The organism is Streptomyces sp. 6N223 (assembly GCF_052246635.1).
GTDB lineage: Bacteria > Actinomycetota > Actinomycetes > Streptomycetales > Streptomycetaceae > Streptomyces.
Genome location: NZ_JBQQCA010000040.1, coordinates 1 through 25,743 on the forward strand (window position 1 = coordinate 1; position 25,743 = coordinate 25,743).

The 25,743-nt window shown below is 72.9% G+C and carries 22 protein-coding genes and 1 rRNA gene; 14 read left to right on the forward strand and 9 right to left on the reverse strand.

From position 1 onward, the window contains the following. Window positions 1–160 precede the first annotated feature (160 nt). The 6 genes from rrf (at window position 161) to ACTWQH_RS22655 (ending at window position 4,799) form a co-directional block, all read left to right on the forward strand. Window positions 161–277 (forward strand): 5S ribosomal RNA (gene rrf / locus ACTWQH_RS22630). A gap of 109 nt (window positions 278–386) precedes the next feature. After that, window positions 387–1,547, forward strand: a complete 1,161-nt coding sequence (locus tag ACTWQH_RS22635; RefSeq protein ID WP_443288584.1) for an acetoin utilization protein AcuC — start codon at window positions 387–389, stop codon at window positions 1,545–1,547. Window positions 1,548–2,162: 615 nt separating this feature from the next. Continuing rightward, on the forward strand, window positions 2,163–2,372 hold the full coding sequence (locus tag ACTWQH_RS22640) for a helix-turn-helix domain-containing protein (protein WP_093841768.1): 210 nt from the start codon (window positions 2,163–2,165) through the stop codon (window positions 2,370–2,372). Window positions 2,373–2,552: 180 nt separating this feature from the next. Beyond that, entirely contained in the window at window positions 2,553–2,651 is a 99-nt protein-coding gene (locus ACTWQH_RS22645) for a 30S ribosomal protein bS22 (protein ID WP_003948845.1), read from the forward strand. Window positions 2,652–2,773: 122 nt separating this feature from the next. Beyond that, window positions 2,774–3,817 (forward strand): NAD-dependent epimerase/dehydratase family protein, encoded by a 1,044-nt coding sequence (locus ACTWQH_RS22650; protein WP_443288525.1) that lies wholly within the window; start codon window positions 2,774–2,776, stop codon window positions 3,815–3,817. After that, window positions 3,810–4,799, forward strand: coding sequence for a lysophospholipid acyltransferase family protein (locus tag ACTWQH_RS22655; protein ID WP_443288526.1), 990 nt, complete (start codon window positions 3,810–3,812; stop codon window positions 4,797–4,799). Before ACTWQH_RS22650 ends, ACTWQH_RS22655 begins: the two co-directional genes overlap by 8 nt. 38 nt (window positions 4,800–4,837) lie before the next feature. Here the strand turns inward: ACTWQH_RS22655 and ACTWQH_RS22660 are convergent, their stop codons facing one another. The 3 genes from ACTWQH_RS22660 to ACTWQH_RS22670 all read right to left on the reverse strand — a co-directional run bounded on the left by ACTWQH_RS22660 (window position 4,838) and on the right by ACTWQH_RS22670 (window position 8,624). Beyond that, window positions 4,838–6,139 carry a DUF5667 domain-containing protein gene (locus ACTWQH_RS22660; RefSeq protein WP_443288527.1) on the reverse strand — a complete coding sequence of 434 codons (1,302 nt, stop codon included), beginning with the start codon at window positions 6,137–6,139 and terminating at the stop codon, window positions 4,838–4,840. A gap of 216 nt (window positions 6,140–6,355) precedes the next feature. Continuing rightward, window positions 6,356–7,225, reverse strand: a complete 870-nt coding sequence (locus ACTWQH_RS22665; protein WP_443288528.1) for an ECF subfamily RNA polymerase sigma factor, BldN family — start codon at window positions 7,223–7,225, stop codon at window positions 6,356–6,358. Between the two features lie 349 nt (window positions 7,226–7,574). After that, window positions 7,575–8,624, reverse strand: coding sequence for an HAD family hydrolase (locus ACTWQH_RS22670; RefSeq protein ID WP_443288529.1), 1,050 nt, complete (start codon window positions 8,622–8,624; stop codon window positions 7,575–7,577). A gap of 74 nt (window positions 8,625–8,698) precedes the next feature. Here ACTWQH_RS22670 and ACTWQH_RS22675 point away from each other — a divergent pair, with 74 nt between their 5' ends. The 7 genes from ACTWQH_RS22675 to ACTWQH_RS22705 all read left to right on the forward strand — a co-directional run bounded on the left by ACTWQH_RS22675 (window position 8,699) and on the right by ACTWQH_RS22705 (window position 16,808). After that, entirely contained in the window at window positions 8,699–9,040 is a 342-nt protein-coding gene (locus ACTWQH_RS22675) for a glutaredoxin family protein (protein ID WP_443288530.1), read from the forward strand. Between the two features lie 252 nt (window positions 9,041–9,292). Continuing rightward, window positions 9,293–10,210 carry a redox-sensing transcriptional repressor Rex gene (locus tag ACTWQH_RS22680; protein ID WP_443288531.1) on the forward strand — a complete coding sequence of 306 codons (918 nt, stop codon included), beginning with the start codon at window positions 9,293–9,295 and terminating at the stop codon, window positions 10,208–10,210. Continuing rightward, complete coding sequence (locus tag ACTWQH_RS22685; RefSeq protein WP_443288532.1) at window positions 10,207–12,252, forward strand: glutamyl-tRNA reductase; 2,046 nt, start codon at window positions 10,207–10,209, stop codon at window positions 12,250–12,252. Before ACTWQH_RS22680 ends, ACTWQH_RS22685 begins: the two co-directional genes overlap by 4 nt. Next, window positions 12,252–13,232 (forward strand): hydroxymethylbilane synthase, encoded by a 981-nt coding sequence (gene hemC, locus ACTWQH_RS22690; protein WP_443288534.1) that lies wholly within the window; start codon window positions 12,252–12,254, stop codon window positions 13,230–13,232. Before ACTWQH_RS22685 ends, hemC begins: the two co-directional genes overlap by 1 nt. Then, a complete protein-coding gene (locus ACTWQH_RS22695; RefSeq protein WP_443288535.1) occupies window positions 13,229–15,046 on the forward strand; it encodes a uroporphyrinogen-III synthase in 1,818 nt (605 codons plus the stop codon). Before hemC ends, ACTWQH_RS22695 begins: the two co-directional genes overlap by 4 nt. Next, a complete protein-coding gene (hemB, locus tag ACTWQH_RS22700) occupies window positions 15,043–16,032 on the forward strand; it encodes a porphobilinogen synthase (protein ID WP_443288536.1) in 990 nt (329 codons plus the stop codon). Before ACTWQH_RS22695 ends, hemB begins: the two co-directional genes overlap by 4 nt. Next, window positions 16,029–16,808 (forward strand): SDR family NAD(P)-dependent oxidoreductase, encoded by a 780-nt coding sequence (locus ACTWQH_RS22705; RefSeq protein ID WP_443288537.1) that lies wholly within the window; start codon window positions 16,029–16,031, stop codon window positions 16,806–16,808. The genes hemB and ACTWQH_RS22705 overlap by 4 nt, the downstream gene beginning before the upstream one ends. Window positions 16,809–16,943: 135 nt before the next feature. Here ACTWQH_RS22705 and argS read toward each other — a convergent pair whose 3' ends face one another. Continuing rightward, the gene (argS, locus tag ACTWQH_RS22710; RefSeq protein ID WP_443288538.1) at window positions 16,944–18,707 is read right to left on the reverse strand and encodes an arginine--tRNA ligase; all 1,764 of its coding nucleotides are present in this window, start codon (window positions 18,705–18,707) and stop codon (window positions 16,944–16,946) included. A gap of 152 nt (window positions 18,708–18,859) precedes the next feature. Between argS and lysS the strand changes: the two genes are divergently transcribed. Beyond that, on the forward strand, window positions 18,860–20,566 hold the full coding sequence (gene lysS / locus ACTWQH_RS22715; protein WP_443288539.1) for a lysine--tRNA ligase: 1,707 nt from the start codon (window positions 18,860–18,862) through the stop codon (window positions 20,564–20,566). 50 nt (window positions 20,567–20,616) lie between these two features. Here the strand turns inward: lysS and ACTWQH_RS22720 are convergent, their stop codons facing one another. The 5 genes from ACTWQH_RS22720 to ACTWQH_RS22740 all read right to left on the reverse strand — a co-directional run bounded on the left by ACTWQH_RS22720 (window position 20,617) and on the right by ACTWQH_RS22740 (window position 25,593). Further along, on the reverse strand, window positions 20,617–21,711 hold the full coding sequence (locus ACTWQH_RS22720; RefSeq protein ID WP_443288540.1) for a sensor histidine kinase: 1,095 nt from the start codon (window positions 21,709–21,711) through the stop codon (window positions 20,617–20,619). Further along, window positions 21,704–22,414 carry a response regulator transcription factor gene (locus ACTWQH_RS22725; protein ID WP_443288541.1) on the reverse strand — a complete coding sequence of 237 codons (711 nt, stop codon included), beginning with the start codon at window positions 22,412–22,414 and terminating at the stop codon, window positions 21,704–21,706. The genes ACTWQH_RS22720 and ACTWQH_RS22725 overlap by 8 nt, the downstream gene beginning before the upstream one ends. A gap of 63 nt (window positions 22,415–22,477) precedes the next feature. Then, entirely contained in the window at window positions 22,478–23,773 is a 1,296-nt protein-coding gene (locus ACTWQH_RS22730) for a DUF2637 domain-containing protein (protein WP_443288542.1), read from the reverse strand. A gap of 72 nt (window positions 23,774–23,845) precedes the next feature. Continuing rightward, entirely contained in the window at window positions 23,846–24,631 is a 786-nt protein-coding gene (locus tag ACTWQH_RS22735) for a DUF3558 domain-containing protein (RefSeq protein ID WP_443288543.1), read from the reverse strand. 158 nt (window positions 24,632–24,789) lie between these two features. Beyond that, a complete protein-coding gene (locus ACTWQH_RS22740; protein ID WP_443288544.1) occupies window positions 24,790–25,593 on the reverse strand; it encodes a DUF3558 domain-containing protein in 804 nt (267 codons plus the stop codon). Window positions 25,594–25,743: the final 150 nt, after the last annotated feature.

Here is a 25,743-nt window from a genome sequence, read left to right on the forward strand (position 1 = left end):
TTTGAGGGGGTAAGGCCCCCGGGAGACGACCGGGTTGATAGGCCTGAGGTGGAAGCCCAGTGATGGGTGGAGCTGACGGGTACTAATAGGCCGAGGGCTTGTCCGCAGATGCTCGCGTCCACTATGAACTTTCTGACCGATGACATGGCACGAGATTTGTGCCGGTGGTCATGGCGGGAGGGAAACGCCCGGTTACTTTCCGAACCCGGAAGCTAAGCCTCCCAGCGCCGATGGTACTGCATGGGGGACCGTGTGGGAGAGTAGGACACCGCCGGACAAAACGTAGAGGGGCAGGGCTCGTTGGGATTACCCAACGGGCCCTGCCTGTTTTGTGCGGGCGCTCCGCTACCGTGGCCGTTATGAGTGTGAGTGACGGCGCACGCCTGATGTGGGACGGCGGGGTTACCGGGTACGACTTCGGGCCGGGGCATCCCATGGACCCCGTGCGGCTCAGACTCACGATGCGGCTGGTGGAGGCGTTCGGCCTCGACAAGCGGATCGAGGTTGCCGCCGCGAAGCCCGCCGACGAGTCGGTGCTCGGGCTCGTTCACGAGCCCGACTACGTCCAGGCCGTGCGGCGGGCCTCGCAGGATCCCGGCGGGGCCGACGTGCTGCGCGGCCTCGGCACCCCGGACACGCCGGTGTTCGAGGGGATGCACGAGGTGTCCGCGCTCATCGCCGGACAGTCGGTCGGGGGCGCCGAGTTCATCTGGAGCGGCACGAGCGGCGAGGGAGGGGCGCACGCCGTCAACTTCTCCGGAGGGCTGCACCACGCCATGCCCGGCGCCGCCTCCGGCTTCTGCGTCTACAACGACGCGGCTCTCGCCATCGCCCGCCTGCTGGAGCTGGGCGCGCGGCGCGTGGCGTACCTGGATCTCGACGTGCACCACGGCGACGGCGTGCAGGCGGCGTTCTGGAACGATCCCCGGGTGCTCACGATCTCCCTGCACGAGGATCCGCGCACGCTCTTCCCCGGCACGGGCCGGCCCGTCGAGAGCGGCGGGGCCGAGGCGCCCGGCAGCGCGGTGAACCTCGCGCTGCCGCCGGGGACGGCGGACGCCGCGTGGCTGCGGGCGCTGCACGCCGTCGTGCCGGAGCTCCTGGCGGACTTCGCGCCCGAGGCGCTGGTGACCCAGCACGGGGCCGACACGCACGTGGACGATCCGCTGGCGCACCTGGCGTTGAGCGTGGACGCGCAGCGGGCGGCGGCCGAGGCGGCTCACGGCTGGGCGCACGAGTACGCCCGGGGCCGCTGGCTTGCGTTGGGGGGCGGCGGCTACGCGGTGGTCGATGTCGTCCCGCGCACGTGGACGCACGTGGTGGCGATCGCGGCCCACGCGCCGATCGCGCCCGAGACGCCCGTCCCCGAGGAGTTTTCGCGCAGCGTCTACGCCCTGACGCGGCAGGCCGGGCCGCAGCGGATGACGGACGGAGTGGAGCCGAGCTGGCGGCACTGGGAGGAGGGCTACGATCCGGGTGACGCCGTCGATCAGGCGGTCCTCGCCACGCGCCGCGCGGTCTACCCCACGCACGGCCTGCTGCCCTGAGCTGTGAGCTTCCGGACCCGCTACGCCACCTTGCCCACGCCCGTCTCCGGCCCGCTCGTCCTTCCCTGGTCCAAGCAGGGTGCTGGCGTATCGACATAACGACCCGATTCTGTCTACGACGCCGGACAGACGGGCGCCGAAGAGGCACGGGATCCGGACAGGTTTTTCCTGGGCTTTGCACCCTGTGCTCACGGGCATTCACCACACCTGTTGGCGCCCGGCACTTGACGAGAGGGCAGGTGACGGGGCGTCTCCTCGCCGATCGCGTCGTCTGCTTTGCGGCGCAGGTCAACTGGGTATGTAGATCTGAGGCATACCGATACCTGTGATCCTGCGGTGTTCGCCGGGCCGGCGGAGGGCAGGGTCATGCAGGGGTGCCCGTGGCCGACGCAGAGCGAGGCGACCGTCACCGAGCGCGTACGTCCCGCGCGTGTGCTATGTGCTCAAAGGGGCTCGTCTGTCACGGTAAATGGCTGGTTGTAGTAAAAGACCGGTTGGAGCACCTCTTCCCCACTCGCATCACCCGCCCCTAATCTGGGGAGGAGCGCACATGCGAGAGGGAGTCACCGGAGGGGAAGCCGGTGTCCGACATGTGCGGAAGGTCAGGTGTGTGACATGGCTGCTGGTGAAAGGCTTCTGAGCGAGGCGAAGTTCCTGACCGTGGCGGAGGTCGCCGCGGTGATGCGAGTGTCCAAGATGACCGTGTACCGGCTGGTGCACGCCGGTCATCTGCCCGCGATCCGGGTGGGCCGGTCGTTCCGAGTGCCGGAGCAGGCCGTCCACGAGTACCTCCGGGAATCGTTCGTGGGTGCGGAGAGCGCGTGACCCAGCAGAACAGGGCGAAGTAAGCGAGCGACGAGCGCGGTCGCATGAGCGTCGTATGAGCAGAGCCCCTGGCGCCCCTCGATTAACCGGTACCACTCGGTGACCGGTAGGCTGACCCGCATGTAGGTCGTGTGGGCTCGGACGCCCCGCACCGAGTGATCGAAGTGAGCGAGGGTAGTCGTGGGCTCTGTCATCAAGAAGCGGCGCAAGCGGATGGCGAAGAAGAAGCACCGCAAGCTGCTGAAGCGCACGCGCGTGCAGCGTCGCAACAAGAAGTGATCGAGCGGCGTTGAGGCCCTCCCGCCCCGCATGGCGGGAGGGCCGACGCTCTCCCGGGCCCTGAGGGCCTGGGAGGTATCCCCACGCGGCGCAGTGCGCAGCACAGTGGGCAGTGGAGACTCGTGGGCAAGACCGTCCTCGTCACCGGTGCCGCCCGGCAGCTAGGCGGGCGGTTCGTCCGGCACATCCAGCGGGAACCGGAGGTGGGCCGGGTCGTCGCCGTGGACGCGAGGCCGCCCGTACGCTCGCTGGGCGAGGCGGAGTTCGTTCGCGCCGACATCCGCAAGCCCGCCATCGCCGCGGTGCTCGCGGAGCACTCCGTCGACACGGTGGTGCACCTCGACGTCCACGACACCCCCGCGACCCCGGGCGGCGGCGGGCGGTACGGCGTGAAGGAAGTCAACGTGCTGGGCACGCTGCAGCTGCTCGGCGCCTGCCAGCGGATACCCGGGCTGAGCCGCGTGATCGTCCGGTCGAGCACCGCGATCTACGGCGGGGGCCCCCGTGACCCGGCGGTCTTCGGAGAGGGTACGCCGCCGACGCCGTCGGTGGTCGCCACCGGGTTCGCCCGGGACGTCGCCGAGATCGAGGAGTACGTGCGCGGCTTCGCGCGGCGGCGCCCGGACGTGGCGGTGACCGTGCTGCGCTTCGCGCACATCCTCGGGCCGCTCGCCGAGTCGCAGATGGCCGCGTACTTGCGGCTGCCGGTGCTGCCGACGCTGGTGGGCTACGACCCGCGGCTGCAGTTCATTCACGAGGACGACGTGCTGGAGGTGCTGGGGCGGGCGGTGTCCGCGCCCGACCGGGCCGGAGGGCTGACGGCGGGCACCTTCAACGTGGCGGGGGACGGCGTACTGGCGCTGTCGCAGGCGGCGCGGCGGCTGGGGCGGCCGATGGTTCCCGTGCTGCCGCCGCTGGCGGCCTGGCTCGGCTCGGGGCTGCGGGCGCTCGGAGTGAACGGGATCTCCGCCGAGCAGCTGCGCTCGCTGGTCCACGGGCGGGTGGTGCGGACCGGCCGGCTGCGGGAGGCGTTGGGGCGGCCGCTGGAGTACTCGACGGCCGAGGCGTTCGCGGACTTCGCCGCCGCTCACGGCCCCGGGCTGCTGCCGCCCACGGCGCTGGCCCGGGGCGTTGACCGGATCGAGGAGGCGTTGCGCCGTGGCTGACGCGAAGGTCATACCGTTCGGCGATCCCCGGGGAGAGAAGGCGGGGAAGGCCGGGAAGGGCATTCCGGGGCCGCGGGACGGGCGGGGTGAGGAGCCTCCTCGCGAAAAGGAGGCTGAGGAGGAGGCGCCGGCGGCGGGGGGCGGCGGCGTGGACCAGGCGGTGGCGCGCGGGCTGGCGTTCCTGCGGCGGCGCCTGACCGGCGACTACGAGGTGGACGACTTCGGCTTCGACCGTGACCTGACCGACGAGGTGCTGCTGACGCTGCTGCGGCCGCTCTTCGAGCGGTACTTCCGCGTCGAGGTGCGGGGCGTGGAGCACGTCCCGGCGGAGGGCGGCGCGCTCATCGTCGCCAACCACTCCGGGACGCTGCCCTGGGACGGGCTGATGCTGCAGCTCGCGATCCGCGACCGGCACCCGGCCGACCGGCATCTGCGGCTGCTCGCCGCCGACCTGGTGTTCCGGATGCCGGTGATCAACGAGCTGGCGCGCAAGGCCGGGCACACGCTGGCGTGTGCGGAGGACGCCCTGGAGCTGCTGGAGCGCGGCGAGCTGGTGGGCGTGATGCCGGAGGGCTTCAAGGGGATCGGGAAGCCGTTCGCGGAGCGGTACAAGCTTCAGCGGTTCGGGCGCGGCGGCTTCGTGGCGACGGCGCTGCGGGCGCGGGTGCCGATCGTGCCGTGCTCGATCGTGGGCGCCGAGGAGATCTATCCGATGCTCGGCAACTCGCGGATGCTGGCGCGGATGCTGGGCCTGCCGTACTTTCCGCTGACGCCGACGTTCCCGTGGCTGGGGCCGCTGGGGGCGGTGCCGCTGCCGACGAAGTGGACGATCCAGTTCGGCGAGCCGATCGGGACGGGGGACCTGGCGCCGGAGGCGGCGGAGGATCCGATGCTGATGTTCCAGCTCACCGACCAGGTGCGGGAGACGATCCAGCACACGCTGTACGAGCTGCTGGTGGCGCGGCGTTCGGTGTTCTTCTGAGCTCCCGCCTCTCCCGCCTCTGTTGCTCCTCCGTTGCCTCAGTCGCCCTCGGGGACGTCCAGGCCCAGCTTGGGGAGGAGATCGTCGACCAGGGGCGGGATGGTGACGTCGGGCGCGGGGAGGGCGCCGCCCTGCTGGGAGGAGGACGGGGCGATGGTGCCGGTGTCGGGTGCGGTCTCGCCGATGGGGGAGGTGGGGAGGAGGCCGGTGCCCTCGAGCAGGCCGCCGTCGTCGTGCTGGCGGGTGGGGTGCGGGCTCGCCGAGCCGGTGCCGCGGCCCGCGCCCTCGGGGGTGCCGGTCGGGTCGGCGGCGGGCGTGCTGGCGGGGGCGGTGGCCGGGCTGCGGGTCGGCGAGGCGGAGGGGTCGGTGGTCGGGGCGGTGCCGGCGATGCCGGGCCCGGCGGGGGCGTCGGGCGTGGCGGTGGCCTCCGGCTCCTGCGACGGCAGCGGCTGGAGCGGGAGGATGTCGCGCTGTATGGCGTCGAAGATGCCGCTGATCTCCGCGCTGATCTCGTGCAGCTCGGCGGGGAGCTGCGGGCGCAGCTGCCCCCAGGTGTCGGCGTGGTTCTCGGTGAAGGCGGAAAGTGCGCGCAGGGCGGCGAGTGAGCCGTCCGACTCGTACGCCCCGCTGAGCAGGCGGTGCCCCTCGGCGGCGTCGTCGCGCATGCTCGACAGGGCGCGGTGTACCTCGTCGATGTCGTCGGCGTCGAGCCCTCCGGCGCGGGCGCGCTCCATGAGGCGGCGGGCCTCGTTCAGCCGGGTGGCGGCGCGGTCGAGATAGACCCCGCCGCGGTCGACGTCGTTGCCTGCGAAGTCGAGGCGCAGGTCCTCCATCCCGCGCTTGAGGCCGTAGAGCGTGTCGCCGGGCAGGGCGTCGGTGCTGGCGGCGGCGACGCCGCCGAGGGCGCCGGCGGCCACGCCCATGGTCAGGCCGCTGGCGGCGAGCCCCTTCGACAGGCGCGTCCTGGGGCGGAGGCGGCCGAAGGCGGCGACGGGGACGGCCCGGTGCAGGCCGCGGGCGGGCCTGCGGCGGCGTTGGCGCTGCTCGGGCAGGGGCGGCGGTGCCTCGAGGGCTGCGGTGGGGGTGGAGGCGGACGAGGAGGCGGGCGAGGAGGGGGCGTGGACGGCCTCGGCGGCGGCCGTGAGCCGGGCACGCTGGGCCGAGCGCGTCTCGGCGCTCAACGCCGGCCGAGGCAGGGCGGCCAGCTGGCGCGCCACCGACAGCGCGGCGGCGGTTGGCGCGTCAACCAACCCGGCCACCGGACCCTCCGCCGCCTCCTCGTCGTCGAGGAGCTGGGCGAAGGCGTGTGCCCGGCGGCTGGTCGATGCGGATCCGATCACGGGCGGCACCTCCTCTCGTCAGCACGGTCGACGGCCTGTCACGGCGTCGTCCCGCGAGGGGTGCTGCGGAGGGCGGGACACGGCCGTGAAGAGCCTGCGAACCCGACAACGAGTGGACGGGCACTCGGGTTACGGCTGGCTGATAATGTGACTGATTGGCGTCGGTCCTTCACCAAGCGTTCTCAGGCAGCGGTGTTCGGACGCGTATCGGCTCGCTCATCGGGCGTCGTCGGGGAGCAGGCGGGCCAGGGTGCGGACCGCGCGGTACTGGAGGGTCTTGATGGCGCCCTCGTTCTTTCCCATGACGCGGGCGGTCTCGGCGACCGACAGGCCCTGGAGGAAGCGTAGCGTCACGCACTCCTGCTGCTGGGGGTTGAGCTTGCGGACGGCCTCCAGGAGGGCGGAGTTGGCCAGGGACTCCAGCACGGAGTCCTCGGGGCTGCGTTCCACCTCGTTGGCGTCGAGCATCTCGCCGGTGGTGACCTCCAGCCGGAAGCGGCTGGACTTGAAGTGGTCGGCCACCAGGTTCCGGGCGATGGTGACGAGCCAGGCGCCGAAGTCGCGGCCCTGCCAGGTGAAGGTGCCGATGCGGCGCAGCGCGCGCAGGAACGTCTCGCTGGTGAGGTCTTCGGCCGTGGCCCGGCCGCCGACGCGGTAGTAGATGTAGCGGTAGACGGTGTCGGAGTAGTGGTCGTAGAGGCAGCCGAACGCCTCGGCCTCGCCGTTCTGGGCCCGCTCGACGAGGTCCATCATCCGGCGGCTGTCGGTGGCCGTCGCGGAACCGGAGCGGGTGGCGGGGGTGGTGCGGGTGGTGGCCGCGGTGGTGGCGGTGGACGTGCCGGCGGCGGACCGCGTGGCCGCGGCCGGGGAACCAACCCGGTCGGTGGCGGCGTCTGCGGTGGTGGTGCCGTCGGCCAGGGCGTAGGCGGGACCCGTGGCGACAGGTGGAACGGGCGGAACGGGTGGGACAGGTGTGGCGAGGGTGGGGGTGGCGTACGCGGTGGGGACGAGGGTGCGCAGCCGGTCGATGACCGTGGTGCGCAGCGTAGCCAGGCCCGAGGCGTCAACCCCGACGTGTGGGTACACGGGACTCCCAGAGGCAGAGCTTCCAACACGTGCAGTGGCGGGCCCGTCACCCGTCACCTGGGTGGCGACGCGTGGGGACCGGGAACGCGTCTGTTGGCGCGTCTGAGGAGAATAACGCTTCGTACTGACGGTGCTACGCCTAGTTGCGAAAATCGCCGAATAGGTTTGATCTGTTACCCGTTGTGGTCGGCGCGCCAGGCTTACGCCACGGTCAAAGTGATCGCAAAATGATCAGATTTGCTCATCAGGAGACAGAGTTTGATCGCTGCGTCGATCGATGGTGGGAGACCCGCCGATGGCAGGTCTGGGCACCCGACGGACGGGGTAAAGGAGTTGGATGGCCGGTGGCTCAGCGGCGCCGGCGTTGCAGCGCGAACGCGGCCGCCGCGCCGCCGACCACGGCGCCCGCGCCCGCCGCCGCCGGCACGCCGACCCGGACCGCCTTGCGGCCGGTGCGGTAGTCGCGCAGCCGCCAGCCCATCTCCCGGGCGTGGGCGCGCAGCTTGCTGTCCGGGTTGATCGCGTAGGGAAAGCCCACGAGCGAGAGCATCGGGATGTCGTTGGAGGAGTCGCTGTACGCCGCGCAGCGCGCCAGGTCCAGGCCCTCGGACTCCGCGAGCGCCCGCACGGCCACCGCCTTCGCCGGGCCGTGCAGGATCTCTCCGACCAGCCGCCCCGTGTATACGCCGCCCACCGACTCGGCGACCGTGCCGAGCGCGCCCGTCAGCCCCAGCCGCCGGGCGATGATCGTGGCGGTCTCCACCGGCGCGGCCGTCACCAGCCACACCCGCTGGCCCGCGTCCAGGTGCGCCTGGGCCAACGCCCGTGTGCCGGACCAGATGCGGGCCGCCAGGTACTCGTCGTAGATCTCCTCGCCGATCGCCATCAGCTCGGCGACCCGGTGGCCGCGCACGATGGACAGGGCGCTGTCCTGGGCGTCCTGCATGTGCCCGGCGTGCTCGTCGCCCATCAGCCGGAAGTACGCCTGCTGCCAGGCGAAGCGCAGCAGGTCGCGCTTGCGGAAGAACTTCCGCTTGTACAGGCCCCGGCTGAAGTGGAAGACGGTCGCGCCCCGCATCACGGTGTTGTCGAGGTCGAAGAAGGCCGCGGCCCTGGTGTCGCCGGGGACGGGAAACTCCGGCTCCTCCCCGGGGCCCTGCCCGGCCCGGGTCCCGGCCTCCGCCTCTGCCTCGGCCGCCTCTGCCTCCGCGGCTTCCGCCGCCGCCCGCAGCGCCGCCTCGGCCGAGGCCTGGCCCGCGAGAAGGTGCCGGGACCGCTCCTCGCTCCGCTCGCTCCGCTCGGTGCCGGAGCGCCTGCGCGGGGTGAGCCAGCGCAGGCGGGAGGGCGTACCGGTCGGATCGCCGGAGGTGTTCCGCGCTGGAGCGCCGGCTCGAGGCATGACTTGAGGATAACCAGGCCGGTCCCAAGCCCCGGTTGCGCGGGAATGTCGCGCGGGTAGCCATGCGCGGCACAATGGGCGCTATGACGCCGCCGCTGCGCGCCTCACGTCGCGCCACCCCACGCAGCCGTAGTAGGACGACGAACGCCGCGCCCAGCGCCCCTGCCCAGCCCGGCGCCGGGCGGCAAGTGACGCTCATCGGCAAGCCCGGCTGCCACCTGTGCGACGACGCGCGGGCCGTGGTCGCCGAGGTGTGTGCCGAGCTCGGGGCGGCCTGGGAGGAGAGGGACATCACCACCGACCCCGAGCTGCACCGGCGCTACTGGGAGCAGATTCCGGTGGTCCTCGTCGATGGCGCGCAGCACGACTTCTGGCGCGTGGATCCCGGGCGGCTGCGCCGAGCGCTGGGAGCTTGACCCGATTTGGATTAGCATTCGAGGTCGTTTTTTCCGTGGTTTTCCGCGCGGGTGTATATACGTGAGGAGTGTGACCGGGTGTCCTCGTTGACGTTTGTGGCACCGGTCACTTTGGCCGGACAAAGCGGACAGCATCTTTGTGCACGCGTTCACAAAGACATAGCCTGGGCGCGACGGAGCGGTCCCGGCGCATGCGGGGCGTCGGGCGTGGCGCGTGACCGCTCTCCGCATGGCCCGACCGGCAGGAGCACTGTGGCAACTGGCCGAAACCACCGACCGGCGACCCGGAGCCGAGGGATTCCCGAGGCGACCGTCGCCCGGCTTCCCCTGTATCTGCGGGCGCTCACCGCGCTCTCCGAGCGCTCGGTGCCCACGGTCTCCTCCGAAGAGCTCGCCGCCGCCGCCGGAGTCAACTCCGCGAAGCTCCGCAAGGACTTCTCCTACCTCGGCAGCTACGGCACGCGCGGCGTCGGCTACGACGTGGAGTACCTCGTCTACCAGATCTCCCGCGAGCTGGGTCTCACCCAGGACTGGCCCGTCGTGATCGTCGGTATCGGTAACCTCGGCGCCGCCCTGGCCAACTACGGCGGCTTCGCCTCCCGCGGCTTCCGCGTGGCGGCGTTGATCGACGCGGACCCGACCATGACCGGCAAGCAGGTCGCGGGCATCCCCGTCCAGCACGTGGACGACCTGGAGGCCATCATCGAGTCGAGCGGCGTCTCCATCGGCGTCATCACCACGCCCGGCGGCGCGGCCCAGCAGGTCTGCGACCGGCTGGTGGCGGCCGGGGTCACCTCCATCCTGAACTTCGCGCCGACCGTGCTGTCGGTGCCGGAGGGCGTCGACGTGCGCAAGGTCGACCTCTCCATCGAACTGCAGATCCTCGCCTTCCACGAGCAGCGCAAGGCCGCGGAGGCCCTGTCGCAGGAGGCGGCGCACGACCCCGCCGGGGACTCGCGCCGCGCGCCGCGCGGCGGACGGGTGCCGGCGTCCGCGCCCGCCGGGCCGCCGGGCGCGGCGGAGACCGGCGCCGGGCCGGCGCCGTCCGCCGAGCCCTCGACCGCGGCGATCACCGAGCACGGCCCGGGCGCGGGCGCGGCGCGCGGGCGCGTACAGGGGCGCCGCGACGACGGCTCGGAGGGCGACATCCCGGCGGTGATGCCGGCATGACCCTGCTGGTAGTCGGCATCAGCCACCGCAATGCCCCCGTCAGCCTGCTGGAGCGCGCCTCCCTCACCCCCGCCGCCCGCGTGGCGCTGCTGCGGGACATGGTCGGCCGGGAGCCGGTGCAGTCGGCGGCGGTGCTGGCCACCTGCAACCGCATCGAGCTCTACGCCGACGTGGACGGCTTCCACGCCGGGCTCGCCGAGCTGTCCGCGCTGCTGCCGCGCCACGGCTCGGTGCGGCGCGAGGAGCTGGCCCCCTACCTCTACGTGCACTACGAGGACCGCGCCGTCCAGCACCTGTTCTCGGTGGCGTGCGGCCTGGACTCGATGGTCGTCGGCGAGGGCCAGATCCTCGGGCAGATCAAGGAGGCGCTGGCGCTCGCCCAGGACGAGCAGACCGCCGGGCGCCTGCTGAACGAGCTGTTCCAGCACGCGCTGCGGGTCGGCAAGCGCGCCCACAGCGAGACCGGCATCGACCGGGCGGGCCGGTCGCTGGTCACCTTCGGCCTCGAACAGCTCGCCGCGCAGGTGGGCCAGCCGGAGGTCGGGCCGTGGCTGGCGGGCAAGCGGGCCCTGGTGATCGGCGCGGGCTCGATGTCCTCGCTGGCCGCCACGGTCCTCGCCCGGGCCGGCGTCGCCGAACTGGTGATCGCCAACCGGACGCTGGAGCGCGCCGAACGCCTCGCCGCCTCCCTCGACGGCGGCAACCCCGCGCCCGCGCGCCCGCGCGCCCGCGCCGTGCCGATCAACGCCATCTCCATCGCCGCCGAACTCGCCCTCGCCGACCTCGTCATCTCCTGCACGGGCTCGGCGGGCACCGTGCTGACGGCGGAGGCGGTGGCCAGTGCCCTGACGGAGCGTGCCGCGCTCACCCGCACGAGCCCTGGCCGGGCGGGCCGCGCGGCGTTCGCCGCCGGCGCCGGCGCCGAACGCGCTACGCGCGAAGTGGGCGCCGGGGTGTGGGACGGTGACGGCGTCGGCGGCGTCGGCGGCGTCGGCCGTGCGGCCCGCGGCGGCGGTGCGCCCGCGGGTGCGCCGCAGCATCGCCCCGGCCCGGCAGGGGCCGGGCTCGGCGCTACGCGCGAGGCCCCTGCCGGGGCGACGGATCCTCGGGCACGCGCGGACGCGGCGGCACCGGAGGAAGCCTTCGGCGGTGTGGGCAGGACGACAGCGGAGCCGGGTATGGAGGCGTCGGACAGCGCCTCTGGCGGTTCGGGCTCGGGTGCCTTGGCGCCGGGCGTGGACGCGGCTGTGGCGGACGCCGGCTCCGGCGGTTCCGGTCGGGCCGTGGCCGGCGCTGGTGCCTCGGCGCCGGGCGTGGACGTGGCCGTGGCGGACGCCGGCTCCGGCCGTCTCCGTGCCGGCGGGGAAGCGGCGCGTTCGCCGGTTGGCGGCACCGCCGATGAGGCGAAGGCGGGCGCCCGCGTCACGCCCCTGCCGCAGGACGGCGCCGGGCCGTGGGCCGGCGCAGCCGCCACCCCCACCGCGCGGGCGGGGCGGACGCTGGCCGTGCTGGACCTGGCGATGCCGCGCGACGTGGACGCTGCCGTGCGCCGGCTCGACGGCGTACGGCTGGCCGACATCGAGTCGCTGGCCGGGGCGGCGGCCGACGCGCCCATGGCCGCCGACGTCGAGGCCGTCGAGCAGATCGTCGCCGACGAGGTGGCGGCGTTCGAGGCGGCGCAGCAGGCCGCGCAGATCGCGCCGACCGTGGTGGCGCTGCGCTCCATGGCCGCCGACGTCGTGGCCAGCGAGCTGGCCCGGCTGCACGGGCGGCTGCCCGGGCTCGACGAGAAGCAGCGAGCCGAGATCACCCGTACCGTGCGGCGTGTGGTGGACAAGCTGCTGCACGCGCCGACCGTCCGCGTCAAGGAGCTGGCGGGCGAGCCCGGCGGCGCCGACTACGCGGCGGCGCTGCGCGAGCTGTTCGCCCTCGACGCCCAGCACGGCGCGCAGGAGCTGCGGCAGCAGACCGCCGCGCAGACCGCCGCCCTCAGCACACCGAGTACACCAAGTTCACCGAGTACACCGGAACAGGAGCGATGATGAACGGCCCGAAGCCCCTGCGGCTTGGCACCCGGCGCAGCCAGCTCGCCCTGGCGCAGTCCGCCGGCGTCGCCGAACAGCTCAGGCGGCTGACCGGGCGGCCCGTCGAGCTGGTCGAGATCACCACCTACGGCGACGTCTCCCGCGAGGCACTGGCCCGCATCGGCGGCACCGGGGTGTTCGTCTCCGCGCTGCGTGACGCCCTGCTGCGCGACGAGATCGACCTCGCCGTGCACTCCCTGAAGGACCTGCCCACCGCGCAGCCGACCGAGCTGGCCCTGGCCGCCGTGCCGACCCGCGCCGACCCCCGGGACGCGCTCGTCGCCCGCGACGGGCTGACGTTCGAACGCCTGGTGGTGACCGGCCGCGCCCGCGTCGGCACCGGCTCGCCGCGCCGCATGGCGCAGCTCAGCGCCTGGGCCCGCGCCCTCGGCTGCGAGATCGAGGCCGTCCCGGTCCGGGGCAACGTCGACACCAGACTCGGATACGTGCGCTCCGGCGAGCTCGACGCCGTCGTGCTCGCCGTCGCCGGCCTGCACCGCATCGGCAGGGAGGCGGAGATCACCGAACGCCTCTCGCCCGACCTGGTCCTGCCCGCCCCCGGCCAGGGGGCGCTGGCGGTCGAGTGCGCCGCGACACACGCGGACCTCGCCGCCCAGCTCGCCGCGCTCGACGACCCGCGCACCCGGGCCGCCGTGACCGCCGAGCGATCCCTGCTCGCCGCCCTGGAGGCCGGGTGCAGCGCCCCCGTCGGGGCACTCGCCGACCACCTGGACGACGGGCAGGATGTCACCGAAATGCGCCTGCGGGGCGTCGTCGGCACCACCGACGGCTCGACGCAGGTGCAGCTGTCCACCACCGGTCGCGTACCGGCGTCCGCCGGGGAGGCAGTGGCCCAGGCCGAACGGCTGGGCCGCGAGCTCGCCGACGCGATGCTCGCCAAGGGCGCGGCCGGTCTGATGGGGGAGCGAGCACAGTGAGCCCCACCACCGCACGTAGCGTACCCAGTACGCGCGCCACGCCCTCCACCCAGCCGCCGCAGCCGGAGCCGTCCGTTGGCGAGCTGGGTCATGTCACCTTCCTCGGGGCCGGTCCGGGAGATCCCGGACTGCTGACGCTGCGGGCCGTCGAGGCGCTGCGCCGCGCCGACGTGCTGGTCGCCGACCCCGAGGCGTACGAGGTGGTACGCACCCACCTCAGGCCCGGGACGGACACGCCGCTGCAGCGGGCCGCCGCTGCCGCCGAGGCCACGGACGCCGAAGCGGCGGCCGGCGAGGCCGGTGAGGACGGCGAGGCAGAGGCCGCCGATGCGGCGGACGCCGAGGCAGAGGCCGCCGCCGACGAGGCGAACGCCGTACCGCAGCTCGTCGGCGACGCCGTCGCCGACGCGGCCGATCTTGTCATGCGGGCCGCGCTGCGCGGCAAGCGGGTCGTGCGTGCCGTCGCCGGCGACCCCGGCATGGACACCGACACCACCGCCGACATGCTGGCCCTCGCCGCCGAGGGCATCACCTTCGACGTCGTGCCCGGCATCGCCAACGCCCTGGGCGTGGCCGCCTACGCCGGCGTGCCGCTGCGCGACGCCGAGGGCGGCGACGTCCGGTTCGTGGAGGCCGGGGCCGCCGACGACCGCTGCTGGACCGAGGTCGGCGCATCCGACGCCACCGTCGTCGTCTCCGCCACCCTGGAGACCGTCACCCTCACCGCCGCCCGCCTCATCGCCGCCGGGCGCAAGCCCGACACCCCCCTGTCGGTCACCGTCGCCGGCACCACCACCCGGCAGCGCACCTGGTCCGCGACGCTCGGCACCATGGAGCGGACGCTGAAGTCGGCCAAGGTGCTGCCGTCCCCGGAGGGCGGCAGGCAGGTGATAGCCGTCGTCGGCGAGCGCAGCGCGCCCGCTCTGCGGGACCGCCTGGCGTGGTTCGAGTCCAAGCCGCTCTTCGGCTGGCGCGTGCTGGTGCCGCGCACCAAGGAGCAGGCCGCCTCCCTCTCCGAGCAGCTCCGCTCCTACGGCGCCGTGCCCAGCGAGGTGCCCACCATCGCCGTCGAGCCGCCGCGCACCCCGCAGCAGATGGACCGCGCCGTCAAGGGGCTGGTCACCGGCCGGTACGAGTGGATCGCGTTCACCTCGGTCAACGCCGTCAAGGCCATCCGGGAGAAGTTCGAGGAGTACGGCCTGGACGCCCGGGCCTTCGCCGGGATCAAGGTGGCGGCGGTCGGCGAGCAGACCGCCCGCGCGCTGCGGGAGTTCGGCGTACGCCCCGACCTGGTGCCCAGCGGCGAGCAGTCGGCCGCCGGGCTGCTGGAGGACTGGCCGCCCTACGACCCGGTCTTCGACCCGATCGACCGCGTCTTCCTGCCGCGCGCCGACATCGCCACCGAGACGCTGGTGGCGGGCCTGGTCGAGCTGGGCTGGGAGGTGGACGATGTCACCGCCTACCGCACGGTGCGCGCCGCGCCGCCGCCGGCAGCGACGCGCGAGGCGATCAAGGGCGGCGGCTTCGACGCGGTGCTGTTCACGTCGTCCTCGACGGTGAAGAACCTCGTCGGGATCGCCGGCAAGCCGCACCCGGTGACCGTGGTGGCGTGCATCGGCCCGGCGACGGCCAGGATGGCCGAGGAGCACGGCCTGCGGGTGGACGTCGTGGCGCCCGAGCCGTCGGTGCGGAAGCTGGCCGAGGCGCTGGCGCAGTTCGGCGCCCAGCGGCGGGCGGCGGCGCTGGAGGCGGGCGAGGCGATCAAGCGACCCAGCGAGAAGCGCTCCCAGCGCAGGAGGGCACGAACCCAGTGAGCGAGCTGACGGAGCGGCCGAGGCGGCTGCGCACCACCGCGGCGATGCGCCGCATGGTGGCCGAGACGCGGCTGCACCCCGCCGACCTGATCCTGCCGGCGTTCGTCCGCGAGGGCATCGCCGAGCCGGCGCCGATCGGGACGATGCCGGGCGTCGTCCAGCACACCCGCGACTCGCTGCGCAAGGCGGCGGCCACGGCGGCCGAGGCCGGGATCGCCGGGATCATGCTCTTCGGCGTGCCGGAGGAGGCGAAGAAGGACGCCATCGGCTCGCCCGGCACCGACCCCGACGGCATCCTGCAGCGCGCGCTGCGGGACGTGCGCGCCGAGGTCGGCGAGGAGCTGGTCATCATGTCGGACCTGTGCCTGGACGAGGTCACCGACCACGGGCACTGCGGCGTGCTCGACGAGCGCGGGCGGGTGGACAACGATGCCACGCTGGAGCGCTACGCCGAGATGGCGGTCGTCCAGGCCGAGGCGGGCGCCCAGGTGCTGGGCCCCAGCGGCATGATGGACGGCCAGGTCGGGCACGTGCGGCGGGCGCTGGATGCGGCCGGGCACCAGGACGTGGCGCTGCTGGCGTACACCGCGAAGTACGCCTCGGCGTTCTACGGGCCCTTCCGCGAGGCGGTCAACTCCTCCCTGAAGGGCGACCGCAAGACCTACCAGCAGGACCCGGCCAACGGGCGCGAGGCGCTGCGGGAGCTGGAGCTGGACCTCGCCGAGGGCGCCGACATGGTGATGGTCAAGCCCGGCCTGCCGTACCTGGACGTGCTGCGGCGCGTCGCCGACGTCGTGACGGTGCCGGTGGCGGCGTACCAGATCTCCGGCGAGTACGCGATGGTGGAGGCGGCCGCGGAGAAGGGCTGGATCGACCGGGACCGGGCCATCGAGGAGACGCTCACGGCGTTCAAGCGGGCGGGAGCCGACATGATCCTCACCTACTGGGCCACGGAGTTCGCGGGGCGGCTGGGGAGGCGTGCGTGAGCGCGGGCGTCGCGCCTGACGCACCCGTCGCGCCCGTCGCCGTCGTGACCGGCGCGAGTAGCGGCATCGGGGCGGCCACGGCCCGGCGGCTGGCCGCCGAGGGCTACCGCGTCGTCCTCACCGCGCGGCGCGCCGAGCGGATAGCCGCGGTCGCGGACGAGCTGAAGCGGGCCGGGCACGAGGCCGAGCCGCGCACGCTGGATGTCACCGACCGGGACGCGGTGAACGCCTTCGCCGCCGGTCTCGACCGCTGCGACGTGCTGATCAACAACGCCGGCGGCGCCTTCGGCCTGGACAGCGTCGCCGCGGGCGACCCGGAGGACTGGCGCGCCATGTACGACGTGAACGTGCTGGGCGTGCTGCACATGACGCAGGCGCTGCTCCCGGCGCTGGTCGCCTCCGGCGCCGGGACGGTGGTCGTGGTCTCCTCGACCGCCGCGCTCGCGACGTACGAGGGCGGCGGCGGGTACGTGGCCGCCAAGCACGGGGCGCACGTGCTCGCCGAGACGCTGCGGCTGGAGATCGTCGGCCGGCCCGTGCGGGTCATCGAGATCGCGCCGGGCATGGTGCGGACGGAGGAGTTCTCGCTAACGCGCTTCGGCGGGGACGCGGAGCGGGCGGCGAAGGTGTACGAGGGGGTCGCGCAGCCGCTGACGGCGGAGGACGTGGCCGACACGATCGGGTGGGCGGTGAGCCGGCCGCCCCACGTGAACGTCGATCTGCTGGTGCTGCGGCCGCGCGCGCAGGCGTCCAACACGAAGGTGCACCGGGAGTAGGGGGTTTCCCCCCACCCGCCCCCCTTTCGGCGGCTCCGCCCCCGGGCCCCCGTTTGCCGCCCACACCCCGGCACCCCACCCGGGGGCGTGCCACCGTCGAAAGCCGCCAGCCCTCCCGGGTGGGGGCGTGCCCCCTCAGAGCCGGTCCGGGGTGTGGATGCCCAGCAGCGACATGCCCAGCCGCAGCGTGCGGGCCGTCAGCTCGCACAGGAACAGGCGATTGGCGACCACGGCCGGGTCCCCTGCCTGCAGCACCGGGCAGTTCTCGTAGAACGCCGAGTAGTGCGTCGCCAGCGCGTACAGGTACGCCGCCAGCTTGTGCGGCTCGTACGTCTCGGCGACGGCGTCCAGCGTCGCCGCGAAGCCGTCCAGGTGCAGTCCGAGCGCCCGCTCCGCCGGGGCGAGGGCCAGGCCGGGCCGGGCCTCGGCCCGCGCGCCCTCGGGGGCGCGGCGCAGGATCGACTGGATGCGGGCGTAGGCGTACTGCAGATACACCGACGTGTCGCCGCTGAGCGAGACCATGCGGTCGAGGTCGAAGACGTAGTCCCGGCTGCGGGAGGTGGACAGGTCGGCGTACTTCACCGCGCCGATGCCGACCTGCTCGGCCCGCTCGGCGATCTCCTCCTCCGTCAGCCGCCCGGCCGCGTCCTTCTCCCGCACGACCTCGGCCGCGCGCTCCACCGCCGCGTCCAGCAGGTCCATCAGCCGCACCACGTCCCCGGCCCGCGTCTTGAACGGCTTGCCGTCCTTGCCCAGGACCGTGCCGAACGGCAGGTGGTGCGCGACGCCGTCCGGCAGCCAGCCGGCGCGCCGGGCCGTGTCGAAGACCATCTTGAAGTGCAGCGCCTGGCGGGCGTCGACCACATACAGCATCTCGTCGGCGTGGAGCGTGCCGATGCGGTTGCGCACGGCGGCCAGGTCGGTCGCGGCGTACCCGAAGCCGCCGTCCGCCTTGCGGACGATCAGCGGCACCCGCTCGCCGTCCACGCCCCGCACGTCGTCGAAGAACACGCACAGCGCGCCCTCCGAGCGCACGGCGACGCCCGACTCCTCCAACTCCCGTGCCAGCGGGGCGAGGTCGTCGTTGTACGCGCTCTCGCCGACCAGGTCGTCGTCCGTGAGCAGCACGTCGAGGCGGCGGTACACGGCGTTGAAGTAGATCTTCGACTCGTCGACGATCTTCTGCCACATGGCCACGGTCTCCGGGTCGCCGCCCTGGAGCTCCACGACCCTGCCCCGCGCCCGCTCCTTGAACTTCTCGTCGGCGTCGAAGACCTGGCGGGCGGCCCGGTAGAGCCGGTTGAGCCGCGACATGGCGGCCTCGCCGCCTTCCTCCCCGGCGTCGTGGTCCAGCTCGTGCGGGTGCTCGATCAGGTACTGGATCAGCATGCCGAACTGGGTGCCCCAGTCGCCCACGTGGTTGCGCCGGATGACCTTCTCGCCGCGGAACTCCATGATGCGGACGAGGGCGTCGCCGATGACCGTGGAACGCAGGTGGCCGACGTGCATCTCCTTCGCGACGTTCGGCTGCGAGTACTCGATGATCATGGTGCCGGGGTGCTCGGCGTACGGCACGCCGAGCCGCTCGTCGGCGGCGCGGGCGGCGAGGGTGCGCACGATCGCCTCGTCGGCGAGCGTGATGTTGAGGAAGCCCGGTCCTGAGACCTCGATGTCCCGGATGACGTCCCCCGTGTCCACGCCGGCCACGACCTGGGCGGCGAGCTCTCGCGGGTTCCCCTTCAGGCGCTTGGCCAGGGCCAGCATGCCGTTCGCCTGGAGGTCGGCGCGGTCGCTGGGCCGCAGCAGCGGATCGGCGTCGGCGGCCTCGGGCCGGGCGACGGCCAGGGCCTCGGCGAGGCGCTGGTGAACGGCGGTGGTGAGGGAGGGGACCGGGCTCATGGGGGCATTCTCCCACGGGGGGCTGACGGTCCTCGCCCCACTGCGCGGGTGCCAGAATGGGCTTGTAGCTACAAGCCCTACAAGCCCTGCAAGCCCTGCAAGCCCTGCAAGCCCCACAAGTCAGCAAGCGCCCACAGGAAGTGCCGAGAACCGTGGCTGAGACCACCCCGGAGACCGCCGACTGGGTCTCCCGACTCGCGGATGACGTGATTGCCGAGGCCGAACGCCGCGCGCCCGGCAAACCGGTCCTCTGCGCCTCGGGGATCAGCCCGTCCGGGCCGATCCACCTCGGCAACATGCGGGAGATCATGGTCCCGCACTTCGTCGCCGACGAGATCCGGCGGCGCGGCATCGACTGTGTGCATCTGCTGTCCTGGGACGACTACGACCGGTTCCGGCGGGTCCCGGCGGGCATCGACCCGGCCTGGGGCGAGCACATCGGCAAGCCGCTGACCGCCGTGCCCGCGCCGCCCGGCAGCCCGTACGCGAGCTGGGCCGAGCACTTCAAGGCGCCGCTGATGGCGGCCATGGAGGAGATGGGCATCGAGGTCCACGCGATCAGCCAGACCGCGCAGTACACCTCCGGGGTGTACCGGGACCGGATCCTCTTCGCCATGCGCGAGCGGCGGCGTATCGACGCGGTGCTGGGGCGCTACCGCACGAAGAAGCAGGACGGCGAGGCGCCCGAGGACGAGACCGAGCGGGCGGAGCTGGAGGGCTCCGGCGCGGCCGGGGAGGACGACGGCAGCTCGGGCAGCGCCGGGTACTACCCGTACAAGCCCTACTGCACGGCATGCGGCCGGGACTTCACGACGATCACGGCGTACGACGACGAGACGACCGAGATGGCGTACGTGTGCGAGTGCGGCCACGCCGAGACGGTGAAGCTGTCGGAGTTCAACAGCGGCAAGCTGGTGTGGAAGGTCGACTGGCCCATGCGCTGGGCGTACGAGGGCGTCGTCTTCGAGCCGTCCGGCGTCGACCACCACTCGCCCGGGTCGTCGTGGGTCGTCGGCGGGCAGCTGGTGAGCGAGATCTTCGGCGGCAAGCAGCCCATCGGCCCGATGTACGCCTTCGTCGGCATCAGCGGCATGGCGAAGATGTCCAGCTCCCGGGGCGGGGTGCCGGTCGCGGCCGACGCGCTTCAGATCATGGAGGCGCCGCTGCTGCGCTGGCTGTACGCCCGGCGGCGGCCGAACCAGTCGTTCAAGATCGCCTTCGACGTGGAGATCCAGCGGACCTACGACGAGTGGGACGCCCTGGCGCGGAAGGTCGCGGCGGGGCAGGCGCAGCCGACCGACGCGGCGGCGTACGGGCGGGCCGTGAGCACCGCCGCCGGGCCGCTGCCGGCGACGCCCCGGCCGCTGCCGTTCCGGATGCTGGCCTCGGTGGTGGACGTCACGACCGGGGACGAGGCGCAGACGCTGCGGATCCTGTCGGAGGTTGACCCGGACCGTCCGGTGCGCTCGCTGGACGAGACCCGGCCGCGCCTGGACAAGGCGACGCGGTGGGTCGAGACGCAGGTCCCGGCGGAGCAGCGCACGCGGGTGCGGACGGAGCCGGACGCGGAGCTGCTGGCGTCGCTGGGCGAGGAGGAGCGGGCCGGCTTGCGGCTGCTGGTGGAGGGGCTGGGCGAGCACTGGTCGCTGGATGGGCTGACGGCGCTGGTGTACGGGGTGCCGAAGATGCGGGCGGGGCTTGCGATGGACGCGAAGCCGACGCCGGAGCTGAAGGCGGCTCAGCGCGCTTTCTTCGCCCTGCTGTACCGGCTGCTGGTGGGCGGCGACACGGGGCCGCGCCTGCCGACCCTGCTCCTGGCCGTCGGCGAGGAGCGCGTGCGGCGCCTGCTCACGCCGTGAGCTTCCCCGGGTCCCCGGTCCGTCCGCTGGCGGATCAGTTCCCTGATGCGTCAGCTGTTGGCGTGCGGGGCTGTCGCGGGTAGTTCCACAGTGATGCGGAGCCCGCCGGCGGAGCGCGGGGTGAGGGTGAGTGTTCCGTCGTGTGCCTGGGTGATGGTTTTGACGATTGCCAGGCCGAGGCCGACGCCTGCGTGGTCGGTGTGTATGCGCTCGGTGCCGCGCTGGAATGGTTCGGTGAGTGTCGAGACCAGCTGCCGGGAGAGCTTTTCACCGGTATTTTCGACGGTGAGCACCACGGTCTTGGGGCGGACGCTGGTATTGACCCACACGGTGCCCTGTTCGGGCAGGTTGTGGACGATCGCGTTGTGCACGAGGTTCATGGTCAGCTGGAGCAGGAGCGCTTGCGATCCGATCGTGGGGGCGATGTCGCCGCGGGTCTCGATGGTGATGCCATGCTTTTCCGCGAGGGGGAGGAGCGTTTCGGTGGCTTCTTCCGCCACGAGGGACAGGTCGACGCGCTCTCGGCTGAAGGACCGCCGCTCGGCGCGGCTGACCAGGAGCAACGCCTCGGTGAGGTGGATCGCTCGGGTGTTGACGGCGTGGAGGCGTTCGATGAGTGCGCCCTGGTCCCGCGTGGGGTCGTTGCGGGCGACGTCGAGGAGCGTCTGCGAGATTGCCAGCGGGGTGCGCAGTTCGTGGGAGGCGTTGGCTGCGAATCTCTGCTGTTCGGTGACGTGGGATTCGAGTTGTTCGAGCATGGTGTCGAAGACGTCGGCGAATTCGCGGAATTCGTCTTTGGGGCCTTCCATGCGGATCCGGTGGGACAGCGACCCGTCCGCGGCCATCCGTGCCGCGTCTGCGATCCGTGTGAGTGGTGCGAGCATCCGGCCGGCGAGGATCCATCCTCCCAGGAGGCCGAACGCGAGGAGGAAGGCCAGTGCTGTGGCCGCGGCGGCGGGGAGGGAGTCCATGAGGTTGGAGCTGCTGGGGATGTAACCGCTGGGGCCGTACAGCATGCCGTCGGGGAGATACCGCAGCACGAACACCCATACCACGGCCAGCATGAGAGCGCTGGCCAGGAGGAGGAATCCGGCGTAGCTGAGCGTGAGTTTCTGTCGGACGCTGAGCCCTGGGCGTCTAAGCATGCGTACCGCCAGGACGGGTGGTGGTGTCCCTGCCGGTGTCCCTGCCGGTGTCGATTCGGTAGCCGACGCCGGGCACCGTGGCGATGAGCCATGGTTCGCCGAGTCGTTTGCGCAGTGCGGAGACGGTGATGCGGACGGCGTTGGTGAAGGGGTCGGCGTTCGCGTCCCAGGCCCGCTCCAGTAGCTCTTCGGCGCTGACGACACCGCCTTCGGCGGCGACGAGGACTTCGAGCACGGCGAACTGCTTCCGGGTGAGCGCGACGTAGCGTCCGTCGCGGAAGACCTCCCGGCGGAACGGGTCCAGCCGGAGGCCCGCGATCTCGCTCACCGGGGGTCGGGCGTACGCGCGTCTGCGGTCGAGCGCCCTCAGCCGCAAGACGAGCTCTCGAAGCTCGAACGGTTTGGTGAGGTAGTCGTCGGCGCCGAGCTCGAACCCGGAAGCCTTGTCGTCGATCCGGTCGGCTGCGGTGAGCATGAGGATCGGCATGCCGATGCCGGAGGCGACGATGCGTTTGGCGATCTCGTCGCCGGACGGTCCGGGGACGTCGCGGTCGAGGACGGCGATGTCGTAGGTGTTGACGTTCAGCAGCTCCAGAGCGCTTTCGCCGTCACCTGCGGTGTCGGCCGCGATCGCTTCCAGGCGTAGGCCATCGCGGATGGCTTCTGCCAGATAGGGCTCGTCCTCGACAATCAACACACGCATGTGATTAATGCTACGAGCTGGCGCATATCGTCGGCATATGGAAAACGCGGGTGGGCCGGGGGATCAGCCCGCCATGCCCATCTCGGCGTTGTAGCGGTCGCGGAAGCCGTACATGTAATCGCGCAGATACGGCTCGGTCAGAAGCGAGCCGTCCGCGTCGGTGACGCCGAAGCGCTCGTGCAGGAAGCGCGCGAGCTGGCGGGCGTTCGGGAAGCCGCCGTGTTCCATGGCGTACTGGCGGTACGCCGCGAAGAAGGCGTCCGCGTGCGAGATGTCGTCCGGTACGCCGACGGGCATGGGCGCGGGGTCGGCCTCCGCCGCCGGCGGCTCGGGTTCGGGCTCGGCCGGCGGGGGCGGGGGCTGGGGCGGCGGGAGGTAGCCGTTCGTCGGGGCGCGGCCCAGTGCGCGGCGGCGCCCCGGGCCCGCGGGGACGGTGACCGGGGGGCGTTCCGGCTCGGGCTCCGGCTCGGGCTCAAGCTCGGGCTCGGGCAGGAGCAGTGGTTCGGCCTCAACCGTCTGCGCCTGCGCCTGCGGCGGCGCGGGCGGGGGCTGCGGCTGTGCGGGCAGTGGCTGCGGCGGCGGCTCGGGCCGCGCCGCCGGAGCCGGCTCTGGTTCCCGTGCCGGGGTCGTGGCGGCCGGCTCCGCCTCGGGTATTCGCTCCGCCGCCGGCAACGCCCGAGCAGGACGCCGCTCGATCAGCTCGCGCCCCTCCGTCACCGGCACCCCGTACCGCGCCAGCTTCAGCGGCATCCGCGCGTCCATCGGCGCCTTGCGTCGCCACGCGCGCCCGTACTCGGCCCGCAGGTGCGCCTGGTACACGAGGCGGTCGCGCTCCATCCCGATGACCTCCTCGTAGGAGCGCAGCTCCCACAGCTTCATGCGGCGCCACAGCCGGAAGGTCGGGATGGGGGAGAGCAGCCAGCGCCAGAAGCGCACGCCCTCCATGTGCTTGTCCGCCGTGATGTCCGCCACCCGGCCGATGGCGTGCCGGGCGGCCTCGACCGTGATCACGAAGAGCACCGGGATGATGGCGTGCATCCCCACGCCCAGCGGATCGCCCCACGCCGACGCGCCGTTGAACGCGATGGTCGCGGCCGTCAGCAGCCAGGCGGTCTGCCGCAGCAGCGGGAACGGAATCCGCAGCCAGGTCAGCAGCAGGTCCAGGGCCAGCAGCACGACGATGCCCGCGTCGATCCCGATCGGGAAGTACGGCGCGAAGGCGCCGAAGCCCTTGTCCTCGGCCAGTTCGCGCACGGCGGCGTAGGAGCCGACGAAGCCGATGGCGGCGATCATCACGGCGCCGATGAGCACGATGCCGACGAGGATCCGGTGCGAGCGGTTCAGCTTGAACGAGGCCACGCGCACAGCCTGGCACACGCTTCAAGGTCATGTACGCGCCGAGCCGGTTGAGTTCGGGCGCCTCAGAAGCGCTCAGGAGTCCCGCGCGGAACTCTCCGCGCTCTCCTCCGAGCCCTCCCCGGCGCCGTCCTGCCCCTCGTCCTGCCCGGCCGCCGACGCGTCCACCGCCGCCACCACCTCGGTCGCCGCGGTCTCGGCGTCCTCCCTGACGGACTCGACGCTGGGGTTGTCGGCGTCCTCGAAGCCCGCGCCCGAGTAGTCGATCGTCACCACCACGTTGCCGGTGCGCGCGACGACCCGCTGCTGGACGTACTTCTGCGGGTCGCCGTCCTCCGACTCCTTCGTGACGCTGTAGCTGATGGAGGTGGCGCCGCCCTCGCCCGGCTCGGCGAGCTGGGCCTCGTCGACGTCCTTGTTGGCGTCGTCGCCGGTGATCTCCTCCACCAGCTGCGTCATGTAGTCCTCGGCGCGCTCGTCGCCGCTGCCGATGGCCAGGTCGGAGTCGAAACGCCGCAGCGAGACGGTCAGCGAGCGGAACTGGTAGTCCTTCAGGCCGCTCCACAGGCAGGCGCCGGAGGTGCCGGTGTCGCTGGTGGTGAGCGTGTCGCCGCGCTTGGGGTCGGCCTTCGGCACGACCTGCTCGACGGTGTCCTCGCCGAGCGTCGAGCACGGCTCGGGCAGGGTGCTGAACCGCACCGGCTCCGGGCTCGGGGCCTGCGTCCTCGGCTGCTGGTCCTCCGCCGCCGCCTCCTCGCCGGAGTCCCCCGAGCCGCCGCCGGAGCAGCCGGCGAGCAGCAGCACGGGCACGGCGGCCCAGGCGAGGGCGATACGCGGGAGGGTACGGGTCGTGGCTCTCATGGCGTGTAGCGCTCCAGTCGGCTCCGGTCACATGGGTCACATGGGTCACACGGGGTTACGGGGAGACGGCGAGGGCCGCCCGGACGAACGCTACGCCCCCGAGCGCGCCGCGCCACGGACGCGCCACGGACGCGCCGCGTACAGACCTCTGGCGGCGGTCAGCTGTCGAAGCCGCCCGCCAGCTGCCGAGCCACCTCCTGCGCCCCTTCCTGGAGCCACGAGCTGTCCGGCGTCTCGCCCGCCACCGTTGTCGAGACGGTGTAGGTCACCGTGACGATAACGTTCGCGCTGCGGAACGCGACCAGCACCTCGCGGCTGGCCCCCGCGTCGTGGCTGGTCAGCTGGTCGTCGAGGATGGCGACGTGACCGATGTCATCCAGCGGGCGGGAGGCGAGGTCTCCCGCGGGGGTGCTCGCCTCGCCGGTGACCGAGACCCCGTCGTCGGGGACTTCGGTGGCCGTGTCCCCCTCCGGCGCCGTCTCCCCCGGATCGGAGCCGTCCAGCGGCACGCCGACCCCGGCGGCCAGGTTCTCGAAGTCCTGCTCGGCCTGGTCGTCGTCGCTGATGGCCGGGTCGTAGGAGATGACCCGCTCGAAGTCGAGCGACAGCTCGCGGGTGCTGGTCTCGGCGGGGATGTGCCACGCGCAGCCCACGCGGCGCCCGGTGTCGAAGGTCGCCATCGGCTCGCCCTCGTACGCCTCGTCGTCGCCGCCGGGCAGCAGCTCGCGCAGGGTGTCCCCCTCCACGGCACCGCACGGCTCCGGCAACGCCGAGAAGCGGCCGGGCTCGACGGACGCCGCCGCGCCGGGCGGGGCCTCGGCGCCGGTGTCCTCGTCGGCCCCGAGCACGCCGCCGCTGCAGCCCGCGGTCACGCCGCCGACCGCGAGCGCCGCCGCCGCGGCGATCGCGGCGCGTAGCCCCGCCGACGCGAACCCGGCTGCGGATGCGCTGCTGCGCTGCACCAACTGGCCTCCCCTGTGTGCCTCTTGCGCGCCCACGCGCGCACGCTCGCGGGCACCATGTCTACCGCACGCAGCCTACGCCCGGCCACGGCGGCGCGTTCCCGGGCCCACAAGCCGGGGCGGGTGGCCCGAGAGTGGACCGGGGAAAGG